This window comes from Athalassotoga saccharophila (assembly GCF_009936215.1).
Classification (GTDB): Bacteria; Thermotogota; Thermotogae; order Mesoaciditogales; family Mesoaciditogaceae; genus Athalassotoga; species Athalassotoga saccharophila.
In genome coordinates this window covers 1,271,109-1,289,408 of the sequence record NZ_AP019551.1, presented here as the reverse complement: position 1 = coordinate 1,289,408, position 18,300 = coordinate 1,271,109, and the positions used below count along the sequence as shown (strand labels likewise).

At 39.5% G+C, this 18,300-nt stretch carries 20 protein-coding genes; 3 read left to right on the top strand and 17 right to left on the bottom strand.

From position 1 onward, the window contains the following. Position 1: 1 nt before the first annotated feature. From aspC to ATHSA_RS06475, 3 genes are read right to left on the bottom strand one after another with little or no spacing between them, the layout of a single operon-like run. A complete protein-coding gene (gene aspC, locus ATHSA_RS06485; RefSeq protein WP_161848312.1) occupies positions 2-1,135 on the bottom strand; it encodes an aspartate aminotransferase in 1,134 nt (377 codons plus the stop codon). Positions 1,136-1,157: 22 nt separating this feature from the next. Then, complete coding sequence (locus ATHSA_RS06480; RefSeq protein WP_161848311.1) at positions 1,158-2,495, bottom strand: hypothetical protein; 1,338 nt, start codon at positions 2,493-2,495, stop codon at positions 1,158-1,160. Positions 2,496-2,533: 38 nt separating this feature from the next. Beyond that, the gene (locus ATHSA_RS06475) at positions 2,534-3,022 is read right to left on the bottom strand and encodes a dihydrofolate reductase (RefSeq protein WP_161848310.1); all 489 of its coding nucleotides are present in this window, start codon (positions 3,020-3,022) and stop codon (positions 2,534-2,536) included. Between the two features lie 247 nt (positions 3,023-3,269). On the opposite strand from ATHSA_RS06475, the gene gnd reads away from it, so the two are divergent. Genes gnd through pgl form a run of 3 tightly spaced genes read left to right on the top strand, consistent with a single transcriptional unit; the run spans position 3,270 to position 6,345 of the window. Next, on the top strand, positions 3,270-4,184 hold the full coding sequence (gene gnd / locus ATHSA_RS06470) for a phosphogluconate dehydrogenase (NAD(+)-dependent, decarboxylating) (RefSeq protein WP_161848309.1): 915 nt from the start codon (positions 3,270-3,272) through the stop codon (positions 4,182-4,184). Continuing rightward, a complete protein-coding gene (zwf, locus tag ATHSA_RS06465) occupies positions 4,181-5,698 on the top strand; it encodes a glucose-6-phosphate dehydrogenase (protein WP_161848308.1) in 1,518 nt (505 codons plus the stop codon). The genes gnd and zwf overlap by 4 nt, the downstream gene beginning before the upstream one ends. Further along, the gene (pgl, locus tag ATHSA_RS06460) at positions 5,680-6,345 is read left to right on the top strand and encodes a 6-phosphogluconolactonase (protein ID WP_161848307.1); all 666 of its coding nucleotides are present in this window, start codon (positions 5,680-5,682) and stop codon (positions 6,343-6,345) included. The genes zwf and pgl overlap by 19 nt, the downstream gene beginning before the upstream one ends. Here the strand turns inward: pgl and ATHSA_RS06455 are convergent. The 14 genes from ATHSA_RS06455 to rpmH are packed head-to-tail and all read right to left on the bottom strand — an operon-like array spanning position 6,333 to position 18,221. Continuing rightward, a complete protein-coding gene (locus ATHSA_RS06455) occupies positions 6,333-7,352 on the bottom strand; it encodes a hypothetical protein (RefSeq protein WP_161848306.1) in 1,020 nt (339 codons plus the stop codon). The two genes, pgl and ATHSA_RS06455, sit on opposite strands and share 13 nt — an antisense overlap. Beyond that, positions 7,349-7,900 carry a bis(5'-nucleosyl)-tetraphosphatase (symmetrical) YqeK gene (gene yqeK / locus ATHSA_RS06450; protein WP_232060066.1) on the bottom strand — a complete coding sequence of 184 codons (552 nt, stop codon included), beginning with the start codon at positions 7,898-7,900 and terminating at the stop codon, positions 7,349-7,351. The genes ATHSA_RS06455 and yqeK overlap by 4 nt, the downstream gene beginning before the upstream one ends. Positions 7,901-7,904: 4 nt before the next feature. Then, complete coding sequence (locus tag ATHSA_RS06445) at positions 7,905-9,158, bottom strand: hypothetical protein (protein ID WP_161848304.1); 1,254 nt, start codon at positions 9,156-9,158, stop codon at positions 7,905-7,907. A 19-nt stretch (positions 9,159-9,177) separates the two neighbouring features. Next, positions 9,178-11,211: an alpha-amylase family glycosyl hydrolase gene (locus tag ATHSA_RS06440; protein WP_161848303.1), complete on the bottom strand. Its 2,034-nt coding sequence runs from the start codon at positions 11,209-11,211 to the stop codon at positions 9,178-9,180. After that, positions 11,208-11,600 (bottom strand): cytidine deaminase, encoded by a 393-nt coding sequence (locus ATHSA_RS06435; protein ID WP_161848302.1) that lies wholly within the window; start codon positions 11,598-11,600, stop codon positions 11,208-11,210. The genes ATHSA_RS06440 and ATHSA_RS06435 overlap by 4 nt, the downstream gene beginning before the upstream one ends. Beyond that, a complete protein-coding gene (locus tag ATHSA_RS06430) occupies positions 11,575-12,897 on the bottom strand; it encodes a hemolysin family protein (protein WP_161848301.1) in 1,323 nt (440 codons plus the stop codon). The genes ATHSA_RS06435 and ATHSA_RS06430 overlap by 26 nt, the downstream gene beginning before the upstream one ends. 37 nt (positions 12,898-12,934) lie before the next feature. Further along, complete coding sequence (locus ATHSA_RS06425; protein WP_232060065.1) at positions 12,935-13,399, bottom strand: 23S rRNA (pseudouridine(1915)-N(3))-methyltransferase RlmH; 465 nt, start codon at positions 13,397-13,399, stop codon at positions 12,935-12,937. After that, on the bottom strand, positions 13,350-14,570 hold the full coding sequence (hutI, locus tag ATHSA_RS06420) for an imidazolonepropionase (RefSeq protein WP_161848299.1): 1,221 nt from the start codon (positions 14,568-14,570) through the stop codon (positions 13,350-13,352). The genes ATHSA_RS06425 and hutI overlap by 50 nt, the downstream gene beginning before the upstream one ends. Beyond that, a complete protein-coding gene (gene ftcD, locus ATHSA_RS06415) occupies positions 14,560-15,477 on the bottom strand; it encodes a glutamate formimidoyltransferase (RefSeq protein ID WP_161848298.1) in 918 nt (305 codons plus the stop codon). Before ftcD ends, hutI begins: the two co-directional genes overlap by 11 nt. A gap of 10 nt (positions 15,478-15,487) precedes the next feature. Further along, the gene (gene jag / locus ATHSA_RS06410; RefSeq protein ID WP_161848297.1) at positions 15,488-16,132 is read right to left on the bottom strand and encodes an RNA-binding cell elongation regulator Jag/EloR; all 645 of its coding nucleotides are present in this window, start codon (positions 16,130-16,132) and stop codon (positions 15,488-15,490) included. Continuing rightward, positions 16,102-17,499, bottom strand: coding sequence for a membrane protein insertase YidC (gene yidC, locus ATHSA_RS06405; RefSeq protein ID WP_161848296.1), 1,398 nt, complete (start codon positions 17,497-17,499; stop codon positions 16,102-16,104). Before yidC ends, jag begins: the two co-directional genes overlap by 31 nt. Beyond that, positions 17,496-17,738 carry a membrane protein insertion efficiency factor YidD gene (yidD, locus tag ATHSA_RS06400; protein WP_161848295.1) on the bottom strand — a complete coding sequence of 81 codons (243 nt, stop codon included), beginning with the start codon at positions 17,736-17,738 and terminating at the stop codon, positions 17,496-17,498. The genes yidC and yidD overlap by 4 nt, the downstream gene beginning before the upstream one ends. Beyond that, positions 17,728-18,072 carry a ribonuclease P protein component gene (rnpA, locus tag ATHSA_RS06395; RefSeq protein ID WP_161848294.1) on the bottom strand — a complete coding sequence of 115 codons (345 nt, stop codon included), beginning with the start codon at positions 18,070-18,072 and terminating at the stop codon, positions 17,728-17,730. Before rnpA ends, yidD begins: the two co-directional genes overlap by 11 nt. Positions 18,073-18,086: 14 nt before the next feature. Then, positions 18,087-18,221: a 50S ribosomal protein L34 gene (rpmH, locus tag ATHSA_RS06390; RefSeq protein WP_161848293.1), complete on the bottom strand. Its 135-nt coding sequence runs from the start codon at positions 18,219-18,221 to the stop codon at positions 18,087-18,089. Positions 18,222-18,300: the final 79 nt, after the last annotated feature.

The following is an 18,300-nucleotide window of genomic DNA, read 5'->3' as shown; positions in this document are numbered from 1 at the left end:
TTTAAGATTTGAGATAATTTTTGATTCTTGATATTCCCTTTTTAATCTCTTCTTTTGAAGTTGAAAATGATATTCTCGCAAAGCCGGGAGCGTAAAAATCATCTGCCGGAATAATTGCGACTCCGGCCTGTTTTATCATATCAAGGCAGAGTTCCTCGGTGCTTTTCCCGTTGAGAAAATCTCTGAGATCGATCATCACATAAAAAGCGCCTTTGGGTTTGAAGAATTTCAAATTTGTCTCTTTGAGAAGGTCTGCTATAAGGTCTCTTCTTTCTTTAAATTCTTTCACCATATACGATGTATCTATTTCAAGTGCTTTCACGGCGGCTATTTGGGTTATTGAATTGACATTTGATGTGGTGTGAGACTGAATTTTTGAGATCTCTTTTATGATGTTAGACGGTCCTGCACAGTATCCGATTCTCCATCCGGTCATTGCATAACTCTTAGAAAATCCATTTATCGTTATAGTCCTATCGCGCATTCCGTCGATAGAACCAATAGAGACGTGTGGCAAATCGTAAGAAAGTTTTTCATATATCTCGTCCGTCACAACGAATAGATCATTGTGCTTTGCAAAATCCGCTATCATCTCGATTATTTCTTTGGGATAAACCGATCCTGTAGGATTATTTGGAGAATTCATCAAAATTGCCTTCGTTCTTGAGGTCAGAAGTTTTTCGAAATCGGATATAGAAGGTATATATTCATTCTCGGGATACGTATTTAGTATGACAGGTTTACCTTTCCACATTTCAATTTGTGGAACATAACTTACCCACGCAGGTGCTATGACAATGACCTCGTCTCCCGGCTCAAGAATCGATCCGAAGGCGTTAAAAAGCGCTTGTTTCCCTCCATTTGAAACTACAATTTGATCCGGATCGTAAGAAAGATCATTTTCATTTTTCAACTTCTTGGAAATAGCAGATCTTAATTCATCGATCCCATTTGAGTTAGTGTATTTGGTAAAATTCGCATCTATTGCGGATTTCGCGGCATCTTTTATAGGTTGAGGAGTTGGAAAATCGGGCTCTCCTGCGGTAAAGAGAACCACGTCATTACCCGCTTTTTTCATCTCCTTGGCTAAGTTGTCTATCTTCAAAGTTGTCGAAGTTTTTATACCTTTCATCATCGAGGAGAGTCCCGACATATTCTCACTTCACAATCATTTGAAATTCGATGTTCCCGTCACTGTCATTCCTTGCCTGAATTACAACTCCAGAGTTAACGCTGTACTGGAGCATATTCTCAATCGCACCTGAGGAATTAACGTAAACTGTTAAAAATGAATTCTGCCAAAGTTGAGATGATAACGATGGAAATATCCCCATACTTTGGGCCGGTTTCGCGCCGGAGAGATATTTTACAAGATTGTCTGGTTGCATATTCGAAGAGACTATTCTATCCGGATATATTATCGTGTAATCGTGGACTGTCTTTGTACCCTCTGTAGTGTCATACCTTAAGACTGTATGTCCTTGCCATGTAAACTGACCATTCGCATCTTTTGAAAGTGAAGATAGAGAAGAAATGTCCTTGGAAAGGTACATCGTTATGACATAATCCTGCGAAGAGATTAAATTTGCCTGCGCAAAGACTTTACCGTTTAAATAACCGATGACATTTGAAATATCCGATGCGTCATTTTTCGATATGTAAGGCTTTAAAATGTTGTAAAAATCAGAAGGATTTGGAATATCTGCACTTATCCACATCTCTCCAGTTGCTGAATTTGTCGCAAGAGACAGAGAATTAACCTTTGAAGAAAGAATCGCTTTCTTTAAACTTTGGTCTTTGTAGACGAGATTGTCCTTTCCATAGACGTAAAGTTGACCATTTGAGACAACGCCATAAGCGTAACCACCATTTTGGTTAACGAGATTTGTAGAAGCGTTCGTTAAGAGACTGCCATTGAACGCAGATACAAACCATGCATTTTTGGGATAAGAGACGTTGAAAGCAAATGATTTATTCGAAGCATTCGCGTTGATTGCATCATTTATCATCGATGTGGAATTGGAAATTATTGTATATCCAGAATCAGAATAGAAATAAACCGTAATGCCGTTGATCGTTACACTTTGAATTTTCTTACCATTTAGCGTAGTGCTGCCAATCTGACCGCCTATCAAAGACTGTATGAATTTAACGAGCACCGTTGAATCGCCTTTTGCAACAATGGCAAGATCTTTTTGACTTTCATTGGCAAAAATGACAAAATCATTCAGCGTGAAAGACCATATCTGCGATGATTTGAAATTCAAAGAATTGGCCGTGTTGCTGACCGATGATTGGACGAGGCTTTCAAGACCGAGATCGTTGAGTAAGAATGAAAAAATCGGGACATTGTTTTTAAGAGAGTCATAATTTTGGCCATTGTTCTGGAATAGAATAACAAGATTTGCATTTTGTGGAACGTAATTCAAAACTCCCGCAAAAACAGAAGAAGCGATCAAAATCACAAAACCTAAGATTGTTATTTTCCTGATCATTAAAAAACCTCCTTTCGATTAAAAGCCATTAGATTATATCATTTTTGAACTCTATAATGAACTACGAAATCCTCTCCCAACATTTCTATGTTCACAAGATTCAATTTGATATCCTTAGACACATCGAAAAGATCCATTCCATCTATGAAAATCGGCTCATAGGTCAAATATAGTTCATCCACAAAATTCATAAATAGTGTAAAAACCTCCCTCCCTCCGATAACGGCAAGACGGGTATATCCTAATTTTTCGGCAAAATGTATTATTTGGTCGGGTTGATCTGATGTGTAAATGAGATTTTCTGGGCCGTTTTTCTTCGGATTATGAGTCATTACTATGTTAATTCTGTCTTTAAGAGGACCGTTGAAGGTTTCGAAAGTTTTCCTTCCGCAAACGACAATTCCTATCTCCTTTGTCTTCCTTTTGAACCATTCAAGATCGTCTTTTGAATTCCAATCTATCTTTGAACTTCCAAACCTTGCGATCTTACCATTCGCACTCAAAACGGCAATTATAACAACCTGCATTTAGATCACTCCTTACGCTGTGTATACAATTTTACTACAAAAGCAAATGATAATAGGAGGTACCTATAATGGCACGTAGCGTGTGGCTTGTGGCATGTAGAATAATTGAAAATGGACAATTGGAAATTATCACTACTCCTCATCTGTTACTGTTCACTTCAAAGCATCCTGCCATCCGATTACTGAAATTGCTGTGCAGATTTTAATGCAAATTAAAGTATAATTTTAAAGAAAGGAGATGATCTTTATGAAAATAGGCATAGTAGGTCTTGGAAGAATGGGAATGAATATGGCAAAAAGACTTCTTTTGGGAAATCATAAGGTCGTTGCCTACAACCGTACCGAGGAAAAGATCGAAGAAATAAAGAAATTTGGATCAGATGGTGCGAAAAGTTTAGAGGATCTTGTCTTACAACTCGATAAACCTGCCGTTGTGTGGTTGATGTTACCTGCAGGAGAGGTAACTGATGAACATATAAATGAACTTGTGAATTTCATGAAAGTTGGAGATATAATCATAGACGGAAGCAACGGATTTTATAAAGATGATATAAGAAGGGCAGATTTTCTCTCAAAGCATGGCATTCATTACATCGATGCGGGGGTCTCTGGTGGTATATGGGGATTGGAAGTGGGGTACTGTACGATGATAGGGGGAAATAAATCCGACTTTGAGTACATAGAACCAATCTTAAAGTCTCTTGCCCCAAAGGAAGGTTACATGTATTGCGGCCCTACCGGGGCAGGCCATTACACCAAGATGGTTCACAACGGCATAGAGTACGCACTTATGGAAGCCTATGGAGAGGGATTTGAAATACTTCACGAATCTCCTTACGGTAAGACTTTGGATCTTGAAAAAGTTGCCCATATATGGAACCACGGAAGTGTCGTTAGATCATGGCTTTTGGAACTTCTCGAAGATGCTTTGAAAAAAGATAAAGATCTTTCGGAGATAAAAGGGTACGTTGAGGATTCTGGAGAGGGCAGATGGACGGTAAATGAGGCTGTAGATCTCGGTGTCTCTGCAACTGCCATTGCGCATGCGCTTTTCAAAAGATTCGAATCGAGGAAAGAGGACCAATTCTCGGATAAAATTATCGCGGCTCTAAGAAATGAATTTGGTGGACATAAAGTTTACAAAGAAGATGATCACAATTGAGCGTTCCGGTAATAACGTGTAAGGATTTTTTCTGTACAGAATCGCATCCTCAACCTGTTGGAATAACGATCTTTGGAGCATCTGGCGATTTAACATCGAGAAAACTCTTGCCGTCTCTTTTTAACCTTTTTTTGAAGGGATTGATGCCGGAAAATTTTTACATTTTAGGAGTCGCCAGAACTGAATTTACAGACGAAACTTTCAGAGAAAAGGTAAGAGAAGTACTGTCAGGCGATGCGGATAAAGTTCAAGATTTTATTGAAAGAACCTTTTACATTCAAGGAGAGTATGATTCGCTTTCACTCTATTCTGATTTGAAATGGAAAATCAGAGATCTCGAGAAAAAGTTCATGACAAATGGTAACAAGATATTTTATATGGCCGTTCCGCCCGCTTTATATCTTCCAATTGTTGAGAACCTTGGAGATCTTGGCCTTACAAGTCAGGAAAATGGTTTTTCAAGAGTGATAATAGAGAAACCCTTTGGCTTCGATCTTGACAGTGCCAACGAATTGGACAAACACCTTCATGCGACTCTCAAAGAAAATCAAATATACAGAATAGATCACTATTTGGGAAAGGAAACTGTACAGAATATACTCATATTCAGATTTGCAAATTCGATCTTTGAGCCTATTTGGAACAATCAGTACATAGACAACGTTCAAATAACTGTGGCAGAGGATATTGGTGTCGAACACAGAGCAGGATATTACGAGCACGCAGGCCTTGTCAGAGACATGTTTCAGAATCATATGATGCAACTTTTGTCCCTTGTGGCAATGGAGCCCCCTGCTTTTTTTGATGCCGATGAGATACACAACGAAAAGGTAAAATTATTCAGATCAATAAGGCCATTTCCTCTCGATGATCTCGATTCATGGTTTGTAAGAGGGCAGTATGGAAGAGGAAAAATAGGCGGAAAAGAAGTCGTAAGTTATGTCGAAGAGCCCGGAGTTAATCCACACTCACGGGTTGAAACATTTGCCGCGGCCAAATTCATGATAGACAACTGGAGATGGAGCGGCGTGCCATTTTACATGAGATCGGGAAAGAGACTTTCAAAGCGTGTGAGCGAGATCATAATCACATTTAAAAGGGTGCCACATTCAATTTTCACGCAACTTCCGGCAAAAAGCATACCGCCCAACATTCTCAGAATAAACATTCAGCCAGAAGAAGGAATTGTACTGTCCTTTCAGGCAAAGCATCCCGGCCCAAAACTTTGCATGAGTACTTTAACTATGGATTTCAAATACGCCGAAGTCTTTGGGATAAGGCCTCCAGAGGCATATGAACGGCTTTTGCTCGATTGCATGCTCGGAGATCAAACTTTGTTTATAAGAGACGACGTAATGCGTGAAAGTTGGAAGATATTCACCCCATTGATAAAAAAATGGGAGAGTGAAAATGAAAGTGCAAAACTGGATATTTACGAGGCGGGCACATGGGGCCCTTCATCTTCGGATGAATTGATAAAGAAGGATGGAAGAGAATGGTACAACGCACTGTAAATAGGTTCAAAAGTATAGAAGATATGAACGAAGCCATTTTAAATTTTCTCTCTCAGTATTTCAAAAAAGATCAGATCTTTACCCTTTGTCTTGCTGGGGGAAATACCCCAAAGAAACTTTATGAAAGAATGGCCCTTGAGAACTTTCCGTGGGAAAGGATCCATCTTTTTTGGGGAGACGAAAGATACGTCCCGTACGATGATCCGCGAAGCAATTATGGAATGGCTTACGATTCTTTAATAAAATTTATAAAGATACCGCCTCAAAATGTTCACAAAATAAGGACGGATCTGCCTCTCGAGGATGCAGTCAAAGATTACGAAGAGACGCTAAGATCCTTTTTTGACGACGGTCCGACTTTTGACATACTCTTTCTTGGAATGGGAAAGGATGGTCATACTGCCTCTATCTTTCCAAATTCTCCTTTGATCCACGAAGAAAAAAGATGGGTAGTCTTTACAGAGGCAGGATTAGAGCCCTTTGTAGAACGGATAACCCTTACCTTTCCCGTTCTTAACAGGTCAAAGAACACTTTTATTCTGGCCGGCGGGCGCGAAAAAATACGGACTTTAGAAAATCTTTCAAATGAGATGCCTGTGAATATGGTCAGATCCGATCATCTCGAGATAATGATTTACGAAGAATGACCCAAGAGGATTAAAAAGTCATATTTTCCAATGGAGTAGTATCTCTTCGAAGAGGCCCAATCAACGATATCGTAATAAGTTTTAAGAAATTCTGGCGTGGACGCACTTACAAATGTGAATTTGATATTTGGATAAATTTTAGAAAGAGCGGATTTGATGGCATCTAACTTCCAAGAACTATCTGAAAGAGATATCACGATATTCTCCCCTTTGAATTTCCCGAAAAGATCCGGTATTATTTCAAAGTCATACCCATTTTTAGACCACAAATTCATGTTTGTCTGATAAAATGTGGACGGATTTTGATCCGAGCAATTTATAATAACAGGCTTTATCGAGAAAGGATTATAAAAAGGTGTACAATTTTCCATTTCCATGGCAAAGTTTTTTAAAGCATTGGTATTTGTTACGAAAGTTCCATTTGAATAAATGTATGGGTATTCAATTTTGAAGATCGAAGGCTTTGTCTGTATGAAATGAATGATCCTAACGAATCTCGTAAAATTTATGCTGCTTTTGAACTGGCTTGAAAAATTCTTAAAAGAGTAAAACAAAGAAAGCGGATCCTGCGTTTTCTCTTTTTCTATGATCTTTATAAGATCTTCGATGGTTTGGTATTGAAGACCGCTTTGATAGCCCTCGAGTGCAGACTTTGTCGAGACAAGCCAGTCTGTCATTTTCAAATTAGTAACTTCTTCTATTGCTTTTTCCATCTGTTCAATGCCCTTGGTCTGGTAAATATTCGAAATGATCTGGCCATTTATGGAAAGATCTGTTGGAACGCTCACGATTATAAGGTTCTTAGTCGTTAAGTCCATTCCCACTATCTCAATCGCGTTAATTCCCGCGCTGTCTTTTATGACTGACAAAAGATAGACTTTTGAATTTGGATATTCATTGGCTATTGCCGAAAATCCGCTTTCAAAAAGAGGATAAATAACTATCGAAGATATAATTATTCCGAAAATTGAAACTATTACAGAAAGAGATAGAAGAATATTCTTCAACTTTTCACTCCTCTTATGTAATTCCATGTTTCGACCGTTTCGGGCAGAACGAGTAAATTGTTTGTGACGGCGTATATCAATTTATTTTTGACTATGGCTTCAAACCCTTCTTTAAGAGACTTTGCGGATATTTCTCTTAACTCTTCTATGCCTTCAAAATCTCTTCCGGATTCTGTAGAATCGAGTATGAACATGGCCATGACGATAGGCGATTCGGTCGGAATTCCGGATGTATGATAAGCGACGGCATCAAGGATCTCTTTGTCATTTATTCCAAAGCGCCTTTTGATGTATTCGGCCGCAACTTTTCCATGAAGCAAAAGAGGTGAGAATTTCTCGACAGGCGTTACATCTAAATTCCATACTTTCGCGATTCTTATCAATTTTTGTGGAAGGACGTCTCTGAATAGATCATGAGAATCGACGCATACCAAAAGTCTTTGGAGATCTAAAGCGTAAATTTTTGCGAAATTCACGGCATCCTCTTCCATTCTTTCTATGTGAGCCGCCCTATGGCGGCTCACCATAAATGATCTGATCCTTCTCAACTCTTCAATAACTTGTCTGTAATCCGTAAGTAAACACTTCCTTTGAATTCGGCCCAAGATCGAGGTAGAACCGTATCTGAGTCGTGGATGTTCTTTCGAATTTAACACTCGGTTTAGAAATCACCGTGGCATCTGGAGGAATGGAGACATATATCCATAAAGATTGGGAAGTAGATGAAGAATTGATGGCCGTTACCTGATAATAATGGTTGTAAAGATCTTTTGATACCATCGTTCTCTGAACCTCTATGGACTGGGCCGCGAGATCGAAATTCTGGCCGTAGGAAAGTTCCAAAGAGATCCCAGAGGCTGTGTCAGTTATATTCGTTTGTCCGAGAAAGTAAGTCACACCATTATCTGTTTTGTAAAGGCTTACAGTGCCGGCAGGAACAGGAAAATCGTGAAAGACCCGAGATACCTGAACTGCGTTTGTTAGATTCTGAGAAGGATTGTAGACGATGTTCAACTTCTCAACCTTCACTTTTTTTGAAAAGAGTGGAAGAAATACGGTAGAATTCGAATCGAGTGCTTCTACTTTACCGTAGTTGTAGATCTTGTATCCCTCAACGCTTTGCTCCTCGGGCATCGAAGGAGATGGCATATAAGCGACAAATGCTTTCATAACTTGTGGCTGATTTGTGCTTGATGTGAATGGATTTCCAGAAAGAATAGAAAGGTTGAAATTTCTAAAGGTTGTATCGGTTTTATTCCACAATTCCACATTGCCAGTCATAAGGCCATTATCCAAGTTCAGAGTGTAGTAAGCCTTCCATCCAATCCCATTTGTAAGGTATGAATAAGAAAGGGATGAGGCATCGGCCGATACGATAAAGTAATTTTGAGAATCGATCTGCGGAAAGGACGGGAATATAAACTGGCCCGATGGAGAAAAGTAGACTTTTCCATTTTCAACGTTTTGGATTATGACCGGATTTGCACAGAGAATCCGAACATTTTTTACAATGTCAGTAGATCCAGATGTAAACTCAAACTGGACGATCATGCCGAGAAATTTTTTAAGAAAGTAGTCGAGAGTATAAGACTCGGCGCTGTGATATTCGTAAGTCCCATTCGCGGAAATGAGAAGAGATTCAGGAATTGCACCATTTGTAGTCGGGATCATGAAAGTTCCATTTCCATCTTTTATCGCCACATTTGAAGAAACAAGAGCCATCTGATCATATACGACAATATTTGTCATTGAAAAGGCAAAGGAAAAACAGACCAAACTTAGGATCAAAAAAGCAAGTCTTTTCATAAAAACACCTCCATTGACTTTATTCCTCCTTGAGCACCATTACCTCGTATGGTTGTAATTTTATATTCAAGTTCTGTCCGTCGATCAAGGTGCCATCAACGAGGTTTTCGAATTTTCCCGAAAGTCCGGTGCTCACCTTTTGAGAGGTATTTCCGCCATTTATGAAAACGTAGACATTTTCTCCTTGATAACTTCTTTCAAATCCAAGTACATCTCCGTCGGTACATGTAACTTTGTAATTTCCGTATCTTATGGCCGGTTCTTGGTGAATCTTTATCATCAATTTGTACCAATCAAAGATCTGCATATTCCATTTAGATGTGTCCCATATCATACAGCCACGATTGAGAGGGTCATTGCCCCCGGTCATTCCAATTTCATCCCCGTAATATATCATTGGAGCGCCCGGGAAGGTCATCTGAAGGCCGACTAAGGCCATCATCTTTTTGACATCTCCATTTGCGGCCGTGAGGGCACGGGGCGTATCATGGCTATCTATCAAATTCCACAGAGAATTCCAAAGTTGAGGAGGATAGGTGTTAAGATATGCGTCCGTGCTTTTTACGAATGAGGAGGCGCCACTGTTGTAAAGTATAAAACTGTAGGCCGCATTCTGGAAAAGATAATTCATCACCGAGTTAAAGGCGCCTTCATCAAACCATTGAGACGCATTCGTCCATATTTCGGCCACATCGAGAGAATCGGGATTAACCTCGTGAATCCAGTTATAGAGTTTTACGAGAAATTGATCTGATATGACATTTGCCGAATCTATTCTCCATCCGCTTATACCTTTCGATGTCCAGTAATCTACGACGCCTTTTAAATATTTTTGAACATCGGGATTCATTACGTTCAATTTGGGTAAAGAGGCGTAATTTTGGAATGTTCTGTAATATCCGGGCATTTCGATGACTGGATATTTAAGCACGAAATACCAATCTTTGTAAGGTGAATTCTGCTGGTTTTTCAAAAGGTTTTGAAATGCAAAAAATTGTGTTCCGGTATGGTTGAAAACACCGTCCAATATCCAGTGAATGTCATCCTTTTTAAGATCATTTGAGAGTTCTTCAAAGGTTTCAAGGGTTCCAAAGTGGGGATCTATTTTCATGTAATTCTGTGTATCGTATTTGTGATTTGACGGTGCTTCGAAGATCGGGGTTGTATAGAGAACGTTAACTCCGAGAGATTTAAGGTAATCCAAATGGTCTATTATTCCCCTTAGATCTCCTCCGAAAAAGTTGTCATTTGTTGGGGTGCCTCCCCATGGCATGGTGCCAGCAGGATCATTTTTTGGATTTCCATCCCAGAATCTCTCCGGAAAGATCTCGTAGACGATGGCCCCTTCGGACCACTTGGGAACACTTAAGATTTTTACATCGGGAGAGGCGAAATCAAATGTAAAGAAATTCGATTTCGTCGCAATTCCCGTCGATCCGACCTCTACGCTACGATCTCCATTTCTTAAAATGAATTTGTATTCAAATTTGGGTGTTGATGGATGGAACTCAGTTCTGAAGATATCCGTGTATTGATCGAGGACTATCCTTTTCATCGGATACATTTCTTTGTTGACTACCAATGTAGCGGCATCAACATCGTCATGAAGGGTTTCTATAGAAAAATAAATCGTCTTAGTCGAAGATGGATCAACGTATTTGAGAGAATATTGATCGAAGTGTATGTAATTCGTATGTATGATCCCGCTGTTTAACTTGCCGGTGGGCGGAACGTAAGTTCCAACGATTAAGATCGAGTAATATCCGCCTTTTCCATTTGAAACTGTTTTAGGATTGGCCGGGTCTGTTATTATCTGACCATCGACATCGAAATTGTAGTAATATATACCATCAGGTAGATCTATCTGAACCATCCACACAGTCCCGAAGGCATTTCTCATAACTGTAGAGGTTGAAGACCAATCGTTGAAATTACCAAGAACGGAGACAAACTTCGTATTTGAATCGCCCTGATAGGCAAAGGTTACTGTCTTTGAAAAAGCAAAAGAAAGGAATAACGCAATAAAGATCGAAAATAAAATTACTTTTTTCAATTTTTATCCCTCCTAAGATCAAAGGATCCGGGAAGAAGTTCTTCAACAGTGGTCTTTTCAACATCACCGTTTTCATTTGAAAGAATGACTTCAAAGTTTCCAAATTCGGCCATAACCTGCCTGCAGGCACCGCATGGTGATACTGGACCTTTTGTGTCGGCGACTATCGCGATCCTTTTGAACTTCTTTTCTCCTTCGCTTACGGCTTTGAAGATCGCTATTCTTTCTGCGCACATGCTAAGTCCAAAGGAAGAATTCTCAACATTGCATCCCGTATATACCCTTCCAGATTCAGTCTCAACTGCCGCTCCGACGGCAAAGTTTGAATATGGCGCGTAGGCGTGTTTTTTTGCCTCTTTTGCTTTATTTATCAACTCCTGAACTGTCAATTTCTGTCATCCCCTTCAATTTAAGTTCTATCTTTATTATTCGTAATCTGTTAGACTCAAGGATTTTGATGGTAAAATCATTCGTTTCAACGATCTCGCCGGGCCTTGGAACCCTCTCAAAGATCTTCAGAAGATATCCTCCTATCGTTTCGAATTCACTTTCGGGAAAAGAAATTCCGATCTCTCTTTCTATGCTGTTTAGAGGTGTAAGACCATCTATTATGTATGTATTTCTGTCTGTTTTTGTGATCTGAACTCTGTCTTCATCCACGTCGTATTCATCGAAGATCTCACCCGTTAATTCTTCAAGGACATCTTCGAGCGTAACAAGGCCGGCCGTACCCCCGTATTCATCCACAACTATTGCTATGTGCATCTTCATGTATCTCATTTCGTGAAGCAAGTCATCTATTTTTTTCGTTTCCGGTACAAAATACGGAGGCCTCATCACGTCCCTTACGATTATTTGATCAAGCGAATCCTTTCCTTTTTCATTTATGACCGATATTATATCTTTCGAATAACATATCCCGATTATGTGATCGATACTTTCGGAATACACTGGCAATCGAGAGTACTTGGACTCATCGAATTTTTTAATTGCCTCTTTGAGGCTTACATTCGATTCGAGTGTAACCATCTCTATCCTTGGCACCATGATCTCTCTTACGTAGGTGCTTTTGAGTTTTAAAGCACCTTTTAGTATAGCACCTTCTTCCTCTTCTATGACTCCGACATCCTTACCGACATCTATCTCGAAAAGAATGTCTTCACTCGAAATAAAGGGCTCGGAGGGTTTTTTTGTGAAAGTTTTGCTTATAAGACTCGAAAAGGCGTTGAGTGCAAAGACCACCGGCCTTAAGATGAAGTCCAAAATTTTTACAATGGGAAATGATATTTTGAAAAAAGAAGCGGCGTTCTCTCTCGCGTACAACTTTGGTGTGATCTCACCAAAAACTACGACTATCAAAGTAACAACAATTGTGACAATTGTGAGGACCAATCCCTCTGAAGCATCTTTTGGCAGAACGTTGATCAATATGACCGTGGACAAAGAAGAGATCAAAATGTTAACAAGGTTATTCAAGACAAGGATGACAGTTAAATATCTGTTCGAGGTTTTCAATTGATTTTCAAAGTTCATATTCTCCTGACCACTTATAGCATCACGGAGCTTTTTTCTGCTTACACTTAACAAAGAAGTTTCCGATGCAGAAAAGAATGCGGAAAGGATTAAAAGTATCAAAATGGCAACAATGCCACCAAAAATGTACATGTAACTCAGAGGATCACTCAAATGAATAACCTCCTTGTGTTTTTAAATTGAGCCTCTGTCAATGATCGTATGGCTGTGAAGAGATGATCTTCATAGATCTATAGATTTGCTCGACAAGTAATAGAAGCGTTATCGAATGTGTAAAGGTCATCGGCGAGATGGAAAGTCTTAAATTTGCCCGCTTTTTGAGTTCGTTAGAAACACCATAAGTTCCTCCAACGACAAAGCATATATCATGGCTATTTTCGATCCCATTCCTTATCAAATCTGCAAATTCAGCGGTGTTCATCTCTTCTCCCTCAACGTCAAGTAGGATGAATTTTTTCTCCCCAAGATATTTTATCAGTTTTTTTGATTCTTCCTCAATACAAATCTCAGGATTTTGTGAATGAGAAGACTCGAGGGTTTTTATTTCGATCTTTACCATCCTCTTGATTCTTTTTACGTATTCATTGAATCCTTCTTGAAGAAAATCATTTTTTATTTTTCCCGGAAAGACTATTTCTATTTTCAAAGAATTCACCATTCAAAAATATTGCCCTGATGATCTCATTCGTGGGCATATAAGGTATGTAATCGATTGACGGTACATCTAAAAGCAATATGTCGGCTCTCTTACCCGGCTCTATGCTTCCAACCCTTTCTCCAAGTCCTATCGCGCAGGCCGCATTCAAGGTATGGGCCACGATGGCCTGAGCGGTGGTCATACCCATGTAATTGACCGCGAGATGAATTGTAAGGAATGGAGAATAAAATGTATTCGATCCCGGATTGAAATCAGACCCTAAAGCGACTGGAACGCCGGAATTTATGATCTTTGCGGCAGGTGCAAATTTATTCTTGAGATAAAAACTTGTTAAAGGCAAAAGCACTGCTATTGTTTTGTTTTTTGACATCTCGTTGATTTCCGACTCATCACACATGGCAAGATGATCAACGCTTGTCGCACCTAACATCGATGCGATTTTTGCAAATCCGTTATTTGTAAGTTCGTCTGCGTGTGCCTTCAATTTAAATCCAAGCGATTTGGCAAAATTGAGATATTCGCGTGAAAAATCAACCGAAAAAGCCCCTTCATCGCAAAAAACATCTACGAATTCGGCAAGATTTTTTTCTTTAATTTCTTTCATCATCGCCTTTAAATCTTCAAAAAATGCCTTCTCTCCTTTTGGGGGAATGGCATGGGCCCCCAAAAAAGTTGAAACTATATTTTGACTTGTAAGAGTTGAAATGATCTTTATCGCCTCAAGTTGCTTTATTTCATTTTCAAAATCGAGACCGTACCCGCTCTTGCATTCCGCAGAAGTCACACCGTTTTTTAGCATCCATCCGAGGTATTTAAGCCCCGCATTTACAAGATCGTCAACACTGGCCCTTCTCACATCGTCGACAGTTGAATGAATTCCACCGCCTGCCTTTAGAATATCGGCGTATTTGATACCTTTCGATCTCATTATGAACTCTTTGCTTCTTTCTCCGACAAATGGTATGTGTGTATGTGGATCAACGAATCCCGGGAGCGCTATGAGACCGGACGCGTCAAAAAAATCGACGCCTCGGATTTGTTCATCTATTGCGACGATACATCCATTCGATATGTGTATGTTGGCCGTGAAAGTTTCTAAAACATAATCATTTACCGCTTCATTTCCACGCGCAGTTACTATCTTGGCATTTCTTATTTCAAAATTCACTGATTTTGTCGAGCAATTTATTTTCTATCACCTTGTCAGAGGACAGATCATCTATCCTAAGATAGAATTTGTAAGTTTGAATTATCGCATCCATTGGGATCATTCCTATTATTTCAGATCCAACTATCGGCACTCCATACCTCTCGGCCTCGATGCGGATCGTTTCAAACACTCTGTGAAGAGGGCTCTTTTTGTAATTGGTCATATTCATAGATACCTGCACTATTCCCTTTTCTTTCAAATCAACTCCTATGGCCTTTACGAATCTGTACCCTCCAGAAGAATTTCTGACGGCTTTAGCGATATTTTCTGCTATTTTCAAATCTTTCGTCCCAAGATTAACGTTAAAGGCTATAAGATACTCCCTCGCGCCAACAGCAACGACACCAGCCGTAGGATGAACCTCGCTTGGTCCGAAGTCTGGAGCCCATTCTGGCAACTTTATCTTTTCAAAAAAGCCTTCAAATTCTCCCTTCCTTATATCGGCAAGATTTTCTCTCAAAGGAGTTGTTGCGGACTTTTCGTAAAGATAAACCGGAACTTTCAATTCCTCTCCTATGCGTTTTCCAACCTTTTTAGATATCTCGATGCACTCTTCCATCGTTGAACCTCTTATTGGAATGAACGGAATTACATCCACCGATCCCATTCGAGGATGCTCTCCCGTATGATGCCTTAGGTCTATGAGTTCAACTGCCTTTTTTGACATCTTGAATATGGCCTCGCTAACACCTTCAGGATCTCCAACGATGGTAATGACGGATCTGTTGTGATCTTTATCCATCGACCAGTCAAAGACCCACACATTATCAGTTTCTTCTGCCATTTTAACTATCTCTTTGACAACTTCCTCCCGGCGCCCTTCACTGAAGTTAGGAACAGACTCTATTAACTTTTTCAAATTCATCACCCTCTGATCATTTTGAAATTTTGACCCTTGAACCTTCTATTATTATATGACGATACGGTTCATTTCCAACCGAATAAGCCTTTAGGTTGGGATACTGGGAGAGAATCTCGTGCGCAATTTTTCTTTCATGAATATTCATAGGCTCAAGCGATATTCTCTTTACGCGACCACTTTCGATCTTTTTGATCGATTCGGTAACGATCTGCTTTACAAAGTTTTCCCTTCTCGATCTGTAATCGTTTATATCGATTCTTACCGAAATCCTGTGATCGTTTATTTTGTTTATGTAAACCGAAAGTATATGTTCGATCGCTTCCATAGTATGGCCGTGCTTCCCGATAAGGTTTGAAAGAGGACTATCGGATTTTATACTGACTGAATAAGAGAGCATTTCTTTCAAAATATCGACATTTATTTCGACATTTTGATTGTAAAACCCGATCAACTTCTCCAAAAATTCTCTTATTTGCCTGATGTTAAAATTATCATTCAAAGATACCTTTACAATGGCATTTTTTGATCCTATTCCTAAAAATCCCTTTGATGGTTCTTGGACGACTGAAAAATTAAGTTCCTCTTTTTTTGCCTGAAACTCTTTGCACGCAATCTCAAGGCACTCTTCTACGCTTTTGGCTTCGAACGTTTTTTCCATCTTTTGTCCCCCCACTGGACTTTTGGATTCATTCCGAACAACTCTCTCCACGTTATACCTTTCATTTTATAAATCTTTGCCGCAACGTAACTTGTCAAAACCTGCATTCCTGAAAAGGTTGTGTAGTAAAGGAAAAGGCCGACCGGGAAGCCTATGAATATGAATTCAACAACAGCAGACATGCCTGCAGAAAGCCATACCTGACTTGGTTTTGTGCTTGTCCACAAAGAAGACCAAAGGGTGAAAAACACGATAAGCAACAACAAAATTATGTTTTCATTAATACCTCCAACAGACAGATCATTCCATATCAAAAACTGGGGATTGTACGCAAAAACCTCTCTCGAGTAAAAAATGACGTAATATAGAAGCCCAAGTATGGGAAGTTGGATCAAAAGAGGAAGACATCCTCCTGTGGGATTCACGCCTTCGGCTTTGTAGAGTTTCATCATCTCTTCTTGCAACTTTTTTGGATCCTTGTATTTCTTCTGAAGTTCTTGAATTTTGGGCTGAACGTCTCTCATCTTGAGCATCGATTTTAACTGGACATGGAAAAGCGGATAGAGGACCACTCTTACAATTATTCCAAAAAGTATTATTGCCCATCCGTAATTGCCTGTCAGATCGTAAAGCCAGTTGAGAAAAGCCACGAATATGTACATAAACCATGAATACCATGGCTCCGATCCCGGATAGGTGCCTATGAAATTGGATATAACGCCTTGTTCTTTTGGAAAAACTGAAAAGATTAGCGTGTTTTTAACAGGTCCCATATAGACTTTTGCTTCCAAATTTCCGGAAAAGGTCGCAACGCCACCGTCATTGAATATTCCATTTGAAAGAGAGGTGAATGTAACTATGCCCTTTTTTGAGTAGTAAGATCCGAAGACCTCTCCGCTTGAACGGTTGAAATTCGCTTCCAACGTTGGAAATGTCAAGGACAATGTCATATCCTTTGGCGCTTTGACAGAAACGACAACTTCGTAATTTGGATTGTTGACAAATGTTATAGATTTTTCGACATTAACTCCATTAACATCGTAAAAGAAATTCAGAGTTACATTCGATTTTGTCTGAAAAGTACCGTGTCCATTTGGAGAAATCGACCAACTTGACGGCGTCAGAGGTTTACCATCGTAGTAAAGCACAAGACCATCGCCTGTGTTTTCCCACGAATGAACATTTTCATAAAAGACGCTATACTCGTTCTGCAAAACTCCAGTCTTAAGATCTACAGAATATCTGTAAAGTTTTGTCGTGACAGTTGCCGTCGTTGCCGAAAGCGATACCTCCACCTGCGGTATAGCAAAGGCAAGAGCGCTTAGGGTAAAGACAAGAAATAGTAGCACAAAGACATTTTTTGTCACCTGCGTTTACCTCCAATTATGAATTTTGTCGGTACCGGATCTTCTCCACCTTTACTGTAGGGATTACATCTCAAAACACGCCATACGGCAAGTATTACTCCCTTAAAGCCAAATCTTTCTATCGCTTCTATGGCATAATTAGAGCAGGTTGGCGTGAACCTGCATGATGGGGGTTTCAAAGGGGAAATGTACTTTTGGTAAAATCTTATAGGCTTTATAAGTATATCCCTAAGCCTCATTTAAATTCTTCCTCTCAAGATTGGAGAGTAAAAAAAGGAAAGAAGATCTGAATGTATCGAATTTTATCTCTTCAAACTGATCTTTCAATTCCTTTTTGGGTAAGACGATCATATCGATTCCTTTTTTAGGTTTATTCGTTCTGAAAGTTTCACGGACATACCTTTTGAATCGATTTCTGATATGAGCCTTTCCGAATTTTTTTGATACCACAATTCCTATCCGTGGCCATCCAAGATCGTTGAAGATGTATTTCACGACTAAAAGATCATTCGATACACTTTGACCTTCGAGAAAAATCCTTTGGAAATCCTTTTCCTTTTTGATTCGATTCATTGATTCAAAGGTATTCAAACCGTTAATCTTTTTCTTCCAGCCCTTCTTCTGTTACTTAAAACACGTCTTCCAGAATTCGTTCTCATTCTTGAGAGGAAACCGTGAGTTTTAGCCCTTTTTCTGCTCTTTGGCTGATAGGTACGTTTCATAAAGCAACCTCCTTAGCATGTCTTGTAAAATGATTATACAAAGTGAATGAAACATTGTCAAGATCAATTTGATTCTGTT

Bases quoted from the DNA above. Each gene is read 5' to 3' on its own strand.
- ftcD (WP_161848298.1), bottom strand. From the start codon at position 15,477: ATGAATTTGAAAAAGTTAATAGAGTCTGTTCCTAACTTCAGTGAAGGG.
- pgl (WP_161848307.1), top strand. From the start codon at position 5,680: ATGGTACAACGCACTGTAAATAGGTTCAAAAGTATAGAAGATATGAAC.
- ATHSA_RS06480 (WP_161848311.1), bottom strand. From the start codon at position 2,495: ATGATCAGGAAAATAACAATCTTAGGTTTTGTGATTTTGATCGCTTCT.
- ATHSA_RS06475 (WP_161848310.1), bottom strand. From the start codon at position 3,022: ATGCAGGTTGTTATAATTGCCGTTTTGAGTGCGAATGGTAAGATCGCA.
- ATHSA_RS06445 (WP_161848304.1), bottom strand. From the start codon at position 9,158: ATGAAAAGACTTGCTTTTTTGATCCTAAGTTTGGTCTGTTTTTCCTTT.
- yidD (WP_161848295.1), bottom strand. From the start codon at position 17,738: ATGAGGCTTAGGGATATACTTATAAAGCCTATAAGATTTTACCAAAAG.
- rpmH (WP_161848293.1), bottom strand. From the start codon at position 18,221: ATGAAACGTACCTATCAGCCAAAGAGCAGAAAAAGGGCTAAAACTCAC.
- rnpA (WP_161848294.1), bottom strand. From the start codon at position 18,072: ATGAATCGAATCAAAAAGGAAAAGGATTTCCAAAGGATTTTTCTCGAA.
- aspC (WP_161848312.1), bottom strand. From the start codon at position 1,135: ATGATGAAAGGTATAAAAACTTCGACAACTTTGAAGATAGACAACTTA.
- gnd (WP_161848309.1), top strand. From the start codon at position 3,270: ATGAAAATAGGCATAGTAGGTCTTGGAAGAATGGGAATGAATATGGCA.
- jag (WP_161848297.1), bottom strand. From the start codon at position 16,132: ATGGAAAAAACGTTCGAAGCCAAAAGCGTAGAAGAGTGCCTTGAGATT.